Source organism: Helicobacter mesocricetorum (assembly GCF_900198605.1).
Classification (GTDB): domain Bacteria; phylum Campylobacterota; class Campylobacteria; order Campylobacterales; family Helicobacteraceae; genus Helicobacter_D; species Helicobacter_D mesocricetorum.
The window spans coordinates 70,551-86,710 of record NZ_FZPJ01000015.1 but is presented as its reverse complement, the minus strand read 5'-3'; the positions used below and the strand labels follow the sequence as shown (position 1 = coordinate 86,710).

Below are 16,160 nucleotides of genomic sequence, written 5' to 3'. Positions count from 1 at the left end.
TTTGACCAAATTCGTCGTTATGCTTTGGTTTTAGATTGGGTGGATACTCTCCCTTATATTGTAGTGCTTTAAAGAATTTAAGAAGATGTTCAGAGAGATTGGTAATTCTTGTTGTGATATTTTTATGGACATAGAGAAATAGCACGACGATTAGTATTAGTAAGATGATAATGCTACAGCCTAATATTATGTAATTTAATTCATAAACATTAGCATAGATAGAATGTAAGGGAGCTAGGGCTACAGCGGTCCAAAAAATACCTGTTCCATAACCGATTTCAAAACTCGTTATAGCAGCAAAAGTATCTTCTCCTTTGTAATCAATAAAAGGAAAAACGCCATTTTGGTGATTTTTTATAGCATTGATTATCGTATCATCATTTTTCTTGTGGATAACATTCATTAAATTCTTTGCGAGAATATCTGGGTTAGGGTGAGATCCAATGGTTAAATCTTCTGAAAGTAAGATTCTGTAATCATCAGTGAAAAAAGAATACCTAGAATTATTGAGTTCTTCTGAGAGTTCGCTTAAATCAATGAAGATTCCAACAACCCCTTGCGTTACATTTTGTGTATCCTTTAAAGGAAAGTTAATAGCAATTCCTAAACGAGGAGTATCTCCTGCAAAGGTTTGCATACTAGGGTTACCCATAGAGATTCTTCCGGTTGTTAATGCTTTTTGAACACTTCCAAAGTTTGTAATTGTATCATCAGCTCGCATTATCACTATGCCACCTGGATTTTGAATGTTATTATCTTTAGCAAGCAGTATAAGTCCGCCATCATTTAATTTGTATTCAGGATTTATATAATTATCTCCGCCAATGATATTTGCATCTTTAAGGTAAATATAGCTATATGCTCCCCAATTATTGTTGTCTAAGGTATTTGCGATATTTTCTACTAAGAATTTTAGTTTGTCATTAGAAGAGCCTTGAATAAGAGATTGTATTCTTCCATGAGAGTTTGCAAGTGCCGTATAAACTTCATTAAAAACTATAAGAGAAGTTTTTGAGGCGTCTTCAGAGATCATCTCCAATAAATTTTTACTGCTTTTTGCTTGAATGTTTGAAGAAGTAATGGAGATGATGATAGATAAAGTCCCTAAACAGAGAATGAAAACCAATGAAATAATTATGGTAATTTTTGTGCCAATTTTTAAGTGTTTAAGCATAAGTTTAGCCCCTTATTTAATTGTATTTTGAAAAACGCATATCGTAATTATTTAATTATTAAGATTTAATTAATTGTTGGTAAAAAGTAAAGAAATTTTTATTTAGGCTTAGTTTTTAAGGATTGCTGGTAGTGATAAAATTGGCGGAATTTTTTGGGGAGATTCATTTTTCTATATATTTCTTTTGTTTCTTTATTTATCGAGATATTCGAGATGTATGGGAATATATAGATTTTGTTATTGCCTTTTTCTAGCGCAATTTTATTGCCAAAGACTAAGGAGTATTCTTGCTTGTTTAAGTATTTTTGGATTTCGAATTTTTGCTTTTTTGAGAGGATATAGCCTAATTTTTTATACGCTAAATCAATGGCATAGAAGTCTTTTGGAGTAGAATCAAAGCAGTAATAGCCTCCTAAATCATCAAGAGGTAATGTTGATTGAAACTCTTCTAGGAGTTTGAAGCTAAAATTAATCCCTTCTTTGAATTCTTCTAAAATTCTATGGGTAAAATGGTAGCGAAAATAATTGCGTTTAAAATGCGTATCAGAATTACTAAAATCCTCAAAATAAAAAATTTTTTGTTGTTTTAGATAATGCAAAATTTCTTTTTTATAAACCCCTAGCATAGGGCGAAGAATATTATAGGTGTAGCCTTTGATGCTTTGGGTGATGCAAGATTGCATTAACATAGCATTGATGTTTGTTCCCTTGCAAAATTGCATTAAAAACCATTCAAATTTATCATTGAGTTGGTGGGCTAAAATAACATTGGTATAAGAATGCCTTAAAACCAGAGATTGAAAAAAGTTATAGCGAATGATTCTTGCATTATGTTCGAAATTTTTTTCTATTTTTGGAGATTTTAAAACATAGCATTGTTTATTATCCCAAAAACAAAGCGTCTTTGCTCTTTGTATTTCTAAGATAGATTGGTATCTTTTGCCATAATCAACAATGGCTATATCAAAGCTAACGCCATAAGATTTTAATAAAAAATAAAGTGCCGTAGAATCTGCTCCACTTGAGAAAGCCAAGAGATTTTTCCCTTTTTTTAAGACTTCTAAGAATTCTAATTTAGGCTTTTCCAATCACGCAACCTAGAATGGTATCCCCTAGAATTTCTGTTATCCTTACGCGATAAAATCCAACCTCTAAAGACTCTTCAATGGTTTTGTCATTGATTAAAATCTCTCCATCAATTTCTGGAGCAAATCGCATATCTCTTGCTTTATAAAAGTATTCACTCTCTTCACTAATGCCTTCTAATATAGCAATGATTTCTCTACCTACCAAATTTTTTAGGTTTTGTCGGTATTGTTTTTGAAAAATAGTGTTGATTTGCTTTAATCGTGAATTTTTAATCTTTTGTGGGATTTGCTCCATTGTGGCACTTTTTGTCCCCTCTTCAGAGGAGAAACTAAAGAAATTTATCCTATCGAAGTTAAAGGTGTTTATAAAATTGCAAAGTTCTTTAAAATCTTCTTCCTCCTCTCCGGGATGCCCTATGATAAAGCTTGTGCGGATAAAGTTATTGGGAGCTTTTTGCATTAATTTTAAGAGGTTGATAAACTCTCCATTGCGCCCCATTTGTTGCAAAACTTTTTTAGAGCTGTGTTGCAAGGGCATATCAAAGTAATTATGAAAAATAGGCGATTTTGTGATTTTTTGGATAAGTTTTGTAGAGGTTGTGGCAGGATAGAGATAAAGGATTCTTGCGCTCTTAATCGCAATTCCTTCATTAGCAAGGTTTTCAACACCTTCAATTAAATCCACTAAACCATCTTTAATGCCATAGTCTCTTAGATAAGAGCTTGAATCTTGAGAAATGAAAGTAAAGTCTCTAAAGCCTTTTAAAGCAAGATTTTTGACTTCTTTAAGCGCAGAATCAAGTGTTCTTGAATGGAGTTTTCCTTTAAAAGAGGGGATAGCACAAAAGCTACATTTTTGGTTGCAACCTTCAGAGAGTTTGATGTAAGCGTGTATGGTGGAATTGCTAATAATGCGTTCATTATCTTGTATTAAAAAAGTGCCTTTTTGGTTAGAAACGATAGTTTTTCCGCTTTGTTTTCGCTCTTGTATGAGTTTATCAATCTTGTCATAATCTCCAACCCCTGTAATAATATCAATTTGTGGAATCTCTTCTTTTAGCTCTTTAGCATAACGTTCACTTAAACAACCACTAGCAATTAAAAGCGCATTCTCTTTTTTGTTTTCTAAAGCATTTAAAATCTCTCCGATACTCTCTTTTTTTGCAGCTTCAATGAATCCACAGGTATTAATGATGATTAAATCCGCTTCACTCAAACTTTGGGTGTTTTCATAATCTTTTAATTTTTCTAGCATAACCTCGCTATCAACGAGATTTTTAGTGCAACCAAGTGAAATTAAATGTAGTTTTTTGCTCATTTATAAACCCTGTATTTTTTTTAAAGCAGCTTTTACCATAACTCCTACTTCATTAGCCTCTAAATCTTTAGTAGCCTTTTGGATAACATCATTTTTATAGCCTAGAGATTCTAAAGCTAAGATAACTTGATAAAGATTAGAATCTTCTTTGGGTAGAGTATTATGGCTAAGCTCCAAAGACCAGCCAGAGAGTTCTACTAAGATTCTACCTGCGCTCTTTGGTCCAATGCCCGGCACTCTTTGCATAGATTTAATATCATTGCTTTCAACAACTTTGGCAAAGGTTTGTGGGGTATAGGTTGAGAGGATTGCCATTGCCACTTTTGGACCCACGCCATTAATTTTAATGAGTGTATCAAAAAGCTTCTGCTCGGTTTTTTCTAAAAAGCCAAAGAGTGTTTGGGAATCCTCACGCAAGATATGGGTTGTTAAGAGGGTTAAGGTTTCGCCTATTTTTTGAGAAATTTGATTGCTTGTTTGTAAGGAGATAAAAACCTCATAAACCACTCCTGCACATTTTAGGGCGATTTTAGTGGGTTCTTTTAAAAATATTTCACCTTCTAATGCTATAATCATCGTTACTCCTGTAAAGTTAGTTGTTTGGTTTGTTTGTCATAAGCGACTTTTTTGGGTTGGCTAGGTTTTGGGATAAGCATTAATTCTAGCTTTGGTGCATAGAAGCGGTAATGCACTTCATTGTATCCTACCCAACCGCTTTGTATTTCAATCGTTGCTTCTTGGGTTGCTTCATCAAAGGCATTTAAATCTTTTAGGGATTGTTTATAGGTTTGGCTAAGTTGGTTGATTTTTTCTCGTTTTTGTTTGAGGTTTAAAATTAACTGATGATAGGCTTCAAATTCTTTAAGGAGATAGCTAGGTGGAGTTGTTTTGGTATTTTTATAAAGTATTAGAGTTTTTCTTATTTCATCTGCTGTTGGTTTGAGTTTTTGGATATGTGCATTTTCTGTTTTTAGTTCTTTGGTTAAAGTAATGGCTTCTTGTATGGAATCATTTTTTTTCTTTATGAGTGTCTTGTAGTATTCTCTAGCCTGTGGGCTGTAATTAGCAGCGATGAAAAATTTATTCTCTCCTTTTTCCATAGCGGTAACTCTAATGCTCTTTGTTGCATACAAAAAGGCGTTAGAGTGAAGATTTTGGATAATAATTTCTTGAGCATAAACTTTTCCTCCATACATTTGCTCTATTTCTACTATTTTTCCCTCAACAATGCCTGTTTCAAGGTTTTCTATTTTGATTATCTCTCCATATAAATAACCCTTATGGGTTTTAATAGTGGCATTTTGGGTATAAATTTTTGAGCTTTGGTGTGTAAATCCCCCGATATTGACTTCTTTAGCCTTTATTTCGGTGTAAGCACCAATGTTTCCTGTAATATTGACTTTAGAGGCTTCTACTTTCATACCTTGCCCTAAAGATTCTTTAAGGCTATCGGATTCTGTGATGTTGATAATGGTTCCGCTATCAATTCCTCCTATAAGCGAACCTGTTGTTTTAAGACTTACTTCTTTGGTTTCAAAAGTGTCTTTAATTTGCAAATAATCTTTATCGTATTGTAAAATCCCTCCCATAGCCGATAGGTAATAGATAGCATTAGGGTATTCTTTGGGTTTGATACTCGCATTATCATACTTTAGCGGACTATTTTGATGAAGTGTTTTTGGCTCTTCTGGGATAATGTATTCCCCACGCGCATTTCTGCCGGGTTTGCCTTGCAAAGCTTTGTGGTAAATGCAAATAATTTCATCTTTATTGATGGTTTGGAAGTTCTGTGTTATTTCTTTTTTAAATTCAAGCTTTGATTCTATGGTTGGGAGGAGGTTAGTCCCTTGTGCTAAGAGGTATTTTATTTCTTGTTTTAAGGGGTATTGTAGGCTTATTAAAAACTCTTTTAAAGCCTTTTTTTCTAAAAATTCGTTAAAAAAGAGGATTTTATTCCAAGCTTTTATTTTTCTTATTTCTTGATAGAGGGATTCAAAGTTAGCATCAGTATGCGTAAAACCGGCTCTAAAAATTAAAAAAACCTCTGAAACTATCTTGTCGGCTTGAAAATGGAATTGCTTTTGTTGTTTGGCTTGTTCTTTGATTAAAATACAATATCGTTGGGTGATGGTTAAATTAGGGTCTAAGAGATTATTACGATTATTTAAAAAAAGATTGACTTCATTTGGTGGAATGAGTTGTATTTGGTGATCATAAGAAGTTTTTTTATAAGTTGTAATGCTTTGTAAATCAAAATCTAAAGTATTAGGGTCTTTATTAAATTGTGAAGCGACTTGTTTAATGGCAAATTTAATATCTTCACACTCATTGACATAGTAAGGTCGAAATGTTGAGCTTAGTTTTTTGTTTAACATATTCTAAAACCTTTTTATGCAAGAATAAATTTCTTAATATTGTAATGCAAAATTACTATAAGAAGTATAAAATTAAAAGAGGCAAGGTGTTTTTTAAAGCTTTTTTAACCAATAGTAGTGGAATTTTAGTATCGAGAATATTGGGGTTTATACGTGATTTGTTGATGGCTACTATTCTTGGGGCGGGAATTTATAGTGATATTTTTTTTGTGGCTTTTAAACTCCCTAATTTGTTTCGTAGAATCTTTGGCGAGGGGGCTTTTAATCAATCTTTTTTACCGAGTTTTTTAAAGGCTAGGTATAAGGGAGGATTTGCGCTAAAAGTTTTTTTGATTTTTTGTATCTTGCTTTTGTTGCTTTCTTTGTTTGTGTGGGTGTTTTCTTTGGAGATAACCAAACTCTTAGCTTATGGATTTTCTGAAGAACTCATTGCGCTTACCGCACCCTTAGTTGTTATTAATTTTTGGTATTTATTGTTAGTTTTTGTTGTAACCTTTTTGGGCGCAATTTTGCAATATAAGCGTAATTTTACTGCTTGGGCGTATTCCCCTGCTGTATTAAATTTAGCAATGATTGTTGTATTACTTTTAGTGCAAAATACTGATTCTTATAGGAGTGTTTTATATCTAAGTTATGGGGTTTTAGCTGGTGGAGTTGGGCAGATTTTGTTGCATATCTATCCTTTATGGAGGCTCAAGTTTTTTAAATTATTTTATGTCGGGATAAAGGAGCTAAAGGCTAAAAAGGATTCTATTACTCAAAGTGTCAAATCCTTTAATAAGCAGTTTTTTCCCGCTATGATTGGAAGTTCCACAGCCCAAATTGCTTCTTTTGTGGATACTTTGTTGGCTTCTTTTTTAAGTAGTGGCACTATTTCTTATTTGTATTATGCTAATAGAATCTTTCAGCTTCCCTTGGCGGTTTTTGCTATTGCTACTTCTGTGGCACTTTTTCCTCTTATCGCAAAATATCTCAAAGACAAAAAAGAGGATTTGGCACTTAGTGCTTTGAAAAAACCTTTTTGGTTTTTATGTTTCTTGCTAAGCGCTTGTGTAGTGGGAGGTATTTTATTGCGGAATGAGATTATTTGGCTTTTATTTGAAAGAGGGAGATTTTTGCGTGAGGATACGCTCCTAAGTGCGGCTGTTTTTAGTGCTTATATGATTGGGCTTTTGCCTTTTGGATTGGCAAAAATCTTTTCTTTATGGCTTTATTCACAAAACCAACAATCCCTAGCGGCTAAAATTTCTGCTTTTTCTTTGGTGGTAGGGATATTTTGCTCATTGGTGTTAATGCAGTTTTTTCAAGCCGTTGGATTAGCATTGGCTGGAAGCATTAGCGGAATCGTTCTTTTATTGCTCACTTTGCATTATTTTGGTTGGGACAAGTTTTTTACTCTCATAAGGGATTGGAGATTAATTGCTTTATGGATATTAAGCTTATGTGTAGAGGTTTTGTTAATTAGCGCATTTAAGCATTTTGTTTTTGAAATTAGCTCCTAATATGGCTTAAGAAAAATTTTAATCGCTCATTTTTGGGATGGTTAAAGAGTAGATTAGGAGGTTGGTCTTCTAAGATATTTCCATTTTCCATAAATAATACGCGTGTGGCAACTTCTTTGGCAAAACCCATTTCGTGCGTTACACAAATCATACTCATCCCCTCATTGGCTAAATCTTTCATAAGCTCTAATACTCCCCCTACCATCTCTGGATCTAATGCACTTGTGGGTTCATCAAAAAGCATTACTTCAGGTTTCATCGCTAAAGCTCTAGCAATAGCGATTCGTTGTTTTTGCCCACCACTAAGGCAAGAGGGGTATTCGTTTTTTTTATCATATAAGCCGATTTTTTCTAAGAGGGCTTTTGCGATTTCTTGGGCTTCTTGTGGTGTCGCCTTTTTTAGTTGTATGGGTGCTAAGGTGATGTTGTCTAAAACATTGAGATTGTTAAAGAGATTGAAATGTTGAAAAACCATTCCCATTTTGCTTCTTGCCTCATTAATATTTTGGCGCATTTTTAAGTCATATTCTTTAATTTTTAGTTTTAAGGCATTTTTAGAGAGATTTTTAAGCTCGGGATAGAGGTTAGGGCTTAGATGAGAGATTCTTTTGTTATTAAGCCATATCTCTCCGCTATCTGGAATCTCTAAGAGATTAAGGCAACGCAAGAAAGTGCTTTTTCCTCCCCCGCTAGGTCCTATAATCACGACTTTTTCACCCTTATGGAAGTTTATATTAATTTTATCAAGCACAATTTTTTTATGGTATTTCTTAATAAGTTCTTTAACTTCTATCATTGCTTTTACTCTTCGCTTTTTCTTAATTTTTTCTCATAAAGACTTACTAAATAACTAGCTATTAAAACAAGGGCTAAATAGCAAAGTGCTAAGAAAAAGTAAGGCACCATATATTCATAACTTGCGCCTCCAATAACCCTAAAGGCATAAGTTAGGTCATGCACAGTAATATAATTAGCCACAGAAGTTTCTTTTAAGAGGGTAATAAATTCGTTACCTAAGTTTGGTAGAGCATTTTTAAAGGCTTGAGGAAAGACGACAAAGCGCATACTTTGGTTAGCGTTTAACCCTAAGGCTCTAGCGGCTTCATTTTGCCCCCTATCCACACTTAAAATTCCACTGCGTATAATCTCACTGACATAAGCTCCACTATTTAAACCAAAAATAACAACCGCTACAAGCAATGCGCTACTTCCGGCTAATCCTAAGAGCGGTAAAATAACAAAGTAAATAAAGAGTAATTGCACCACAATGGGAGTGCCACGAAAAAACCCTACATACATCTTAACAATTATCGTAATATATCTTTGCAAGGGAGTTTTTTCTTTTTTGGTGATTAAAATAGCAATGAGTGTACCAATGATAATACCAATGAATAATCCGCAAATTGAAAGTAAGATTGTAACAAAAACCCCTTCAATCACAAGGTGATAACCACCTTTTAAGATTAGCTCTTGATAAAAGATTGCTAGTTTTTCACTCAAATTTTAAGCCTTAGAAATATTTTTGCAGGATTGTTTTTAGGCTTCCATCTTCTTGCATTTGCTTTAAAATATCATTGATTTGTTGTAATAATTCTTGATTATTTTTATTCACTCCAACACCATATTCCTCTTCTGTAAGGTAGGTATTAATAACCCTTGTTCCAGCATTTGCTGCAACAAACATTTTAGCGGGTGCTTCATCGATGATAACTAGGTCGATTTGCCTATTAGAGAGTGCATTAGTCGCTAAACTTCCATTAGTGAAGCTCTTAACCTCTGCATTTTTAAATCCTTCAAAGCCCCAGTTTGCATCCCCTATTGCATAAAAAGCACCAGTTGAACCGCTTTGCACTCCAATCTTGACCCCATTCTTGGCTTTAATCCAATCAATAAGGGCTTGTGTATCTCCCTCTAATGCAGGATTATAATCCTCCTCTCTAACGATAACGACTTGCGCAGCATTGTAATAGGGGATAGAAAAGTTAATGACTTTAGAGCGCGTAGCATTAATCGTTAATCCGCTTATTCCAAAGTCTGCATTACCACTATTGATAGCACTTACCACAGAATCAAACTCTATATCTAAGATTTCTAAAGTTTTGCCTAATCGTTTCGCAATTTCTTGTGCAATTTCTATATCAATCCCTTTAAATTCTTTGCCTTCTTTGTATTCAAAAGGAGCAAAGTTTGCTGCTGTGGCTACAACGAGTTTATTTTCTTTTTTGCAACCCAAAAGAAGTAGGGGAAATATTATTAAGCACAGTGTTAAAGCAAGTTTTTTCATTTTTACTCCTTGAATTTTGGAGAGTGATTATAACAGATTTTGCAAAATACTAAGGTAAGAATTCACTTATTTTCTAAATTATTAAGGGTATATATTTGTTAGGAGACATAAATCCTACTCCCCACTTCTTTGAAGTAAAAGATTCCCTAAAAACCGATAGAGACAAAAAGAAGCTTTTATGATGATAAAAGCTTGTAGTATCTTTTGCTTTTGCTTGGAGGGTGAAAATAAACTAAGTGTTTTTGGTTTTCTCTCTTTTAGATAGATAGAAATTCTTTAAAACAAAGAGAGTGGGGAGGCAAAGAATGAGAATACAAAGCGTTAGAAAAACAAGGAAATCAATCTTACTCCTTAACATTAAAACAAATAAAGAAAACATCGCAGGTGAAGAAAATATTATATAAAACAAATGAAAAGTTCTCTCTTTTTTTCTTTTGTGGATATGTGTATGGATAGCAAGGATAGAAGGGAGGAAAGAAAAAATAACAAGAGAAACAAAGATGTGAATAAAAAACCACCCCATTAAAGTAAGATTATTCTGCATATAATACCAACCCTGCAGGGATATATAAACATATAACAATGCCATTTATGACAACAATGACTCCTACAAACCAATCTAGCATTTGTTTTTTGTAAAGATAACAAAGAAAACAACAACTAATCAATAAACTTCTAAGTATAAATTCAACAATAATGGATAAAAGATCTTTGCCTAATGTCCCTAAAGTAAAAGCTAAAAATACTACTAAGAATTGTATAAGAATACATAACAATATCGGAATCAAATAATCTCTAGTTCTTATCATTTCCCATTCTCCCTTCATTAATTTCTCTAAGTCTATCTTGCAACATTATATTTTCAACTATATCTTTAATTCCAAAGAGAGGCTACAATTTTAGTTTGTATTAGAGTATCTTTAGAAAAAGTTGGTGTTAGTTTTAATCCTTTATTTAATTCTTTTTCTTGATAGCTTTGTAGAATTAGAGGTTTAATCTCTAAGGTATTAGCTTTTAAAGTCATATTATTAGAGCTAATCTTTACTCCCTCTAAAAGTAAAGAGGAGGTAGCATCTAAAGTAAGATTAGAATCACTTTGTATTAAAGCATATTTAGCATTTTGTATAAAAGAAGATTCTTTAAAAGAGGATTTCTTTAATCCAAAGAAACTAGAAGAGGTTTTAGAGTGATAAGAGAAAGTAGTATCTTTTACACCTGCTTGGAGAATGTTGTTAGCCTCTAGAGTAATAGAAGTATTAGAATTAGTATTAAGATTAGATTCTAAAGAAGTATTAGGATTAGAATCTAAGGTTAAAGAAGGATTAGTAAAAGTAGAATCCCTATCCCCTCTTGTCTTTATATCTACTCCATAAAGGGTTAAATCTTCTTTAGCCCTTAAAGTAATGTTTCTTCCTTCTAGGGTATTTTTAGTATAAGTATTCTTTTGAAAGAAACTAAATTCTTGAGTAGATTTAAACATTCCTTTCTTACTCTTTTTAACTTCTAAGCTTTGAGTATTTTCTCCTGGAATTAAATAAATATTATTAGCTTCTAAGAGGATATTCTCTTTAGCTAAGAAATTAGAGCCTACACTCTTTATATTTTCTTTAGCGAATAAATACATATTCTTAGATTCTAAGCTATTACCATTATGATTAATCTCTTTACTTAAAGAGCTATTATCTCCTAAACCTCTTTGGATACTCTTTAGAGTATTATCCCCTAAGAGGGAAATATCCTTTGCTAGAATAAAAAGGGAATCTTTAGCTTTAAATAAAGCAGCTTTACTTTGAAAGTCTTGTGCCTTAATAAAGATATTCTTAGATTCTAAGATAGCCTTATGGGTAAGAGAGGTTTGTAAATGATAAGCATTAGAATTATCTTTATACAGATTGCTTGTTTTAAAAATACTTTGGTTTAAGAAATCTTGAGTGTTAATACTAAGATTTTCTCCTGCTTTTAAATCTCCTCCTAAGTTTTTAAAAGAAAGAGTATTAAGAAAGAGATTATTTTGTGCTTGGAATCTAGCTTTAGTAAGATTAGATTCTTGATTAAAGCTTTGTAAAGAAGCAAAGAGGTTTTCAGCAGTAATGTTTGCTTGGTTAGTTAGGGTATTAGCTTGAAGGGTTAAATCCCCTTTAGCTTCAAGCGTAGAAGAGGAATCTAAAGTATGATTAGCTAAATAGACTTTAGGGACTAAGACTTCTTGAAGGTTTCCATCAGGAGTTTGTATGCTATGGTATTCATACCATAGAATATCTTTATTTAAAGATTTTATTTGTTCTACACTTAAAGGCATTCCTGCTTTTAACCCTAGTCTTGTTTGTTCTAAGAGAGCATTTTCTAAAAGATTATGCCTTAAGGAGAAATAATCTTTAGCTAGATAGTTTTTGCTAGATTGCTCTAAGAGACTTTGAGAAATAAGATATTCTTCTAAGGCATTATCTCCTAAGAGTTTAGTCTTTGGGTTAAAGCCAAGTCTTTTTAAGAAATAATCACTAGAGAGAACCATAGAAGGATCTGTATAGAGAGGATTAGATTCTATAGGGGCTTTTAGAGTAGGAGAAGCTAGAGTCTTAGAGAGAGAGTTATTCTCTTTGGTATAGAAATTTGCAAGAGAGGTATTAAGCTTAAGCAAAGGACCTTCTTTATCTAAATTAAGACTAAAGATGGAGTTATTAAGGGTGGAGAGATCAAGGGTAAAGGTTGGATGAGAGTTGGCATTAGTTCTGTTTGTTTTATTAGAAAATAAAGCATTGTTTTTAAGGCTTTGAGGGATTAGGAATGTTAAGAGGGGATTTAGGGGGTTTATAGTAGAAGGTTTGGTAAATGCTTGGGTGTTTTTATGATGACTAAGGAGCTCCCCATTTCCTATTCTTTTGGCTTTAATATTAGCATTCCCTGCTACAAGGATAGAGGTGTTAGAAGCAGAATAAAAGCCTTGATTTGTGCTTCCTCTAGCACTTGCTATATCATCTCCCCAACCCCATTTCCCCCATTTGTTTCGTTTAGAATACCTAAAGCCTTGATTAAGGATAAAATCTACTTTAGCATATTGGGGGATTTTAGAGTTGTTTAAAAGATTAGCTGTTATTTGCAAGTTTTTCCCTACAAGAATATCTGCTTCTTGGTTTAAAATCTCTTTAGCTTGTATATCAAGGTTTCCCTTAACTTCTAAAAAGGCTTTAAAGCTTGGAGCATTAGAGGTAAGTAGTTCTGATCTTACAAGATGTTCAGCAGGACTATTATCCCAAGTCCCATTTTTACGCGATGTTCTTTGAGCATTAAGGTAGGAGCGAGGTTCTCTTAAATCCTCTTGTGCAATCTCCTCTAAAATAAGCGCACTCTCTTGTGCATTCACCCACCTTTGGGAGTAGGTTTTATTAGATATTCCTTGATTTTTTAGGGTATGGAGGTTTAAAGAGGCATTATTATTTGAGACTATCTTCCCTGCAATGTTTTCTAAAGTATGCAAGGTAGCATCCAAACTCCCCACTCTTAATTCTCCCTCATTTTTAAAGGTATGAGCTTGGAGGGATAAGTTGCCATTATTAAAAAATATAGCGTCTTTAGTATTATTTAGGAGATGGGTAGTTAAGGTGGTGTTTGCTTGGAAACCTAAGAAAGATTGATTAAGAATATTTTGTGCTTGGATATTAGCTTCTCCTGCTGAGCGGATAAGGGTTGGGGTGTTAGAGAATAGGGAGGTAGCATAGTGGCTTTTGTATTCAGGGGTTATAGTTTTTGTGAGGGTGTAGGAGTAGATAAATCTAGATTTGCTAAATTTTCTGCTCCTGAAGCTTAAGTTTTCATTGCTTATTCTCCCCTCTTTTAAGGCTTCCTCTTTGATAGATTCTACCTCCTTTTGTGCTTCTTCTTGGCTTTGATTCTTCTTTAAAGGAATACTCCTGTTTTCTACCACTTCATAATCCCTCCCATATACCACTTGTAGCCTAAGAGGCATAGAAACTCTCGTGTTTTGTAAGGATTGGGTGGTAATATTTAGAGAGTTACCCGCTAGTATCTTTGCTTCTTGGTTTAAAATCTCTTTAGCGGTTATTGTTAGGTTTCCTCCTGCTTTAAGGGAGGATTGAGTAGTTTTAAGAGTGGAATTTGGGAGTTCTATGTTTTTCACATAAGGACTACTGCTCCATTTTCCTTGGGGTTTATGAAGCTGTGCATAGAGGCTTTGGAAGTCTTTATCTAAAGTCTTTAAGAAAATGTCTTTTGTGGTAATAGGTGGGGTTTTATGAGGGCTTGTTGTTAAAGGATAATACCATCTTGTGTTATAAGGGCTTTGGAGAATACTTCCTTGATTATTTAAGGTGTGCGTAGAGAGCGTGAAGTCTTGCAGGGATTGGATAGAGGCGGATAGGTTGTTAAGCGTTTGGGTGTGGATGTTTAAGGAATGAGAGAGTATTTCTCCTTTGTTCTCTAAAACTTGATTCTCTAAAGCTAGATGTTTTAGGCTTAGGAGTTTTGCATTTTTAGTATTGCTAAGGCTTTTACTCTCTAAAATAGAATCTTCTCTTAGGGCAATCACAGAGGTATTCATAATCTTATTGGCTTGGAGGTAGAGAGCGTTTAAAGAGAGGTTTTTAGTATTATGGAAGTCTCCGCTAAGGTTGATAAAGGCATTTGCTGGGATATTGAGGTTTTTAGAGAGTGTTAAGTTATTGGCATTAAGGGATAAAGAATCTTCTGCTACAATCTCCCCCTCTTGGAAGTTATAGTCTTTTAAGGACATATTAAGAAAGTTTGCCCTAAGGCTTCCTTGATTGCCTAAAATATCCGCCTTTAGGGTTAGGGTATGTGCTTGTAGAGAATCGGTATTCTCCAAAATATTAGAATTTATAAGCAATGTGCTACTTGCAAGAGAACCATAATTACTGAGGTTATGGGCTGTAATCTCTGCTTGATTGCTTTTTAAGCTTCCCTTATTGTTAAAGGCTTGGGTGGTAAGGGCTAGGTCTTTACTTTCGATATTTCCTAAATTTTTAAAAGTATTTGTTTGGATATTAAGCTTAGGGGATACAAGGATTCCTGAATTTTTAAAAGTGTTGGTATGTAAGTTTAAAGCCATAGAGTAAATTTGTGCTTGATTATCTAAGAGATTGGTAGTAATGGTGCTATCTTTAAAATGAAGTTTTGCGGTATTTTCTAAGATAGGGCTTATTATGGCAAGTCTTTGTGCCTGTGCTTCTTGTGTTAATGTGATTTTTCCTGAAGCCTTTAAGTTTATCTCATCTTTTGCAATAGCTTCTTTTAAGACTATCTCCCCTTTGGTATTAATGCTTAAAGAATCCGCATTGGCATAAAGCCCTCCTTCAGACTTCACCCCTACCCCTTCCTTATTAGCAATAATAGTGATTTTCCCAGCATACAAAGAACCAAGTATCCTAGCATCAAAGCCAAAGGAGGGTTGAGGAGGATTAGAAGTATTATTTGTATCCTCTTCTTTTGTAGCATTGTTTGGGTTAGGATTAGTAGCTTTAGAATCCTCAATCCTAAAAAGTACTTCCTTTCCTCCATATAAGGGAGCATTTAATCGTGCAATTTGGGTGATAAATTCTGCTTTATTAATGGCTGTTAAATCCGCACCTAAACCCTCAATTTCTATTTTAGAATCATAAAAAGGTTGAGGGGTATTAGCAGTAGTGTTTAAAAACAAATTATGGATGTTGATAAAACCCGCACCATTTAAATAGATTCCATTAGGATTGCTTAGGATTAAATCCGCTTTTCCTCCAGCAATTTCTAAATAGCCCAAAAGAGAACTTTTAGTGCTTCCAGAGACTTCAAGGAGAATCTCTTTTGCTAAGGGGGTGTTGGGGGAGTAATTAGGGTTTGCATAGATGATTCCTCCAAGCTTAGAGCTAGTAAGGGTATTGCTATTGTTTAAAATAGCCCCTTTTTCATCGACATTAAAGGCTTTAAAGACATTATGAGATTGGAGGTTTTCATTAGGGGCAGTTATATGGATTAAATCTACACCATTATTAGTTTTGTCTAAGGATAAAGAGGGGGATCTTTGTTTATCTATGATTTGATTAGCAGAGGCGGTAGAAGGGATAGATAATACAAAGGATATTAGCATTAAAAGCGAGGCTAGCCTTAATGGTTGTGTTGGTATTTTTAAGACTTTAGGTTGTAATTTCCCTACACCCATACTCCCCCCTAAGATTGTTAAAGAATCCCTCTTTCTTTAAAATATGCTTTTATGTTTAGATGAATGGTTAAAAATAGCTTAAAAGCAAATCAGTTAGAAATATTTATAATAAAAACATCCTTAAAAATTTATTTTTTCAAAGGCATTCTTTAATCTCAAGGATTGCAAAAGATTCTTTAAAAACTTTCTAAAATTTGTGTTTTAGGGTTAAAGATGACATTTAAGATGAAGCCATAGTTCCCTAATGTAT

Annotated in this window: 10 protein-coding genes; 1 reads left to right on the top strand and 9 read right to left on the bottom strand. The window is 33.7% G+C overall.

Features of this window, described 5'->3' with window-relative positions; genetic code table 11:
* The 5 genes from C6H18_RS04590 to C6H18_RS04570 all read right to left on the bottom strand — a co-directional run.
* A partial coding sequence (locus C6H18_RS04590) for a PDC sensor domain-containing protein (protein WP_104721933.1) occupies positions 1-1,174 on the bottom strand: 1,174 nt, incomplete at its 3' end.
* 98 nt (positions 1,175-1,272) lie between these two features.
* Complete coding sequence (tilS, locus tag C6H18_RS04585) at positions 1,273-2,262, bottom strand: tRNA lysidine(34) synthetase TilS (protein WP_104721932.1); 990 nt, start codon at positions 2,260-2,262, stop codon at positions 1,273-1,275.
* On the bottom strand, positions 2,249-3,580 hold the full coding sequence (rimO, locus tag C6H18_RS04580; RefSeq protein WP_104721931.1) for a 30S ribosomal protein S12 methylthiotransferase RimO: 1,332 nt from the start codon (positions 3,578-3,580) through the stop codon (positions 2,249-2,251). The genes tilS and rimO overlap by 14 nt, the downstream gene beginning before the upstream one ends.
* Positions 3,581-4,156, bottom strand: coding sequence for a Holliday junction branch migration protein RuvA (gene ruvA, locus C6H18_RS04575; protein ID WP_104721930.1), 576 nt, complete (start codon positions 4,154-4,156; stop codon positions 3,581-3,583). It lies immediately after the preceding gene.
* Positions 4,157-4,158: 2 nt separating this feature from the next.
* Positions 4,159-5,955, bottom strand: a complete 1,797-nt coding sequence (locus C6H18_RS04570; RefSeq protein WP_104721929.1) for a FapA family protein — start codon at positions 5,953-5,955, stop codon at positions 4,159-4,161.
* An 86-nt stretch (positions 5,956-6,041) separates the two neighbouring features.
* On the opposite strand from C6H18_RS04570, the gene murJ reads away from it, so the two are divergent.
* The gene (gene murJ, locus C6H18_RS04565; protein ID WP_104721935.1) at positions 6,042-7,457 is read left to right on the top strand and encodes a murein biosynthesis integral membrane protein MurJ; all 1,416 of its coding nucleotides are present in this window, start codon (positions 6,042-6,044) and stop codon (positions 7,455-7,457) included.
* Here the strand turns inward: murJ and C6H18_RS04560 are convergent.
* The 4 genes from C6H18_RS04560 to C6H18_RS04535 all read right to left on the bottom strand — a co-directional run bounded on the left by C6H18_RS04560 (position 7,447) and on the right by C6H18_RS04535 (position 15,910).
* Positions 7,447-8,253, bottom strand: a complete 807-nt coding sequence (locus C6H18_RS04560) for an amino acid ABC transporter ATP-binding protein (protein WP_104721928.1) — start codon at positions 8,251-8,253, stop codon at positions 7,447-7,449. The two genes, murJ and C6H18_RS04560, sit on opposite strands and share 11 nt — an antisense overlap.
* A 5-nt stretch (positions 8,254-8,258) precedes the next feature.
* On the bottom strand, positions 8,259-8,957 hold the full coding sequence (locus C6H18_RS04555) for an amino acid ABC transporter permease (RefSeq protein ID WP_104721927.1): 699 nt from the start codon (positions 8,955-8,957) through the stop codon (positions 8,259-8,261).
* A 10-nt stretch (positions 8,958-8,967) separates the two neighbouring features.
* Entirely contained in the window at positions 8,968-9,741 is a 774-nt protein-coding gene (locus tag C6H18_RS04550; RefSeq protein ID WP_104721926.1) for a transporter substrate-binding domain-containing protein, read from the bottom strand.
* 874 nt (positions 9,742-10,615) lie between these two features.
* The gene (locus tag C6H18_RS04535) at positions 10,616-15,910 is read right to left on the bottom strand and encodes a filamentous hemagglutinin N-terminal domain-containing protein (protein ID WP_104721923.1); all 5,295 of its coding nucleotides are present in this window, start codon (positions 15,908-15,910) and stop codon (positions 10,616-10,618) included.
* Positions 15,911-16,160: the final 250 nt, after the last annotated feature.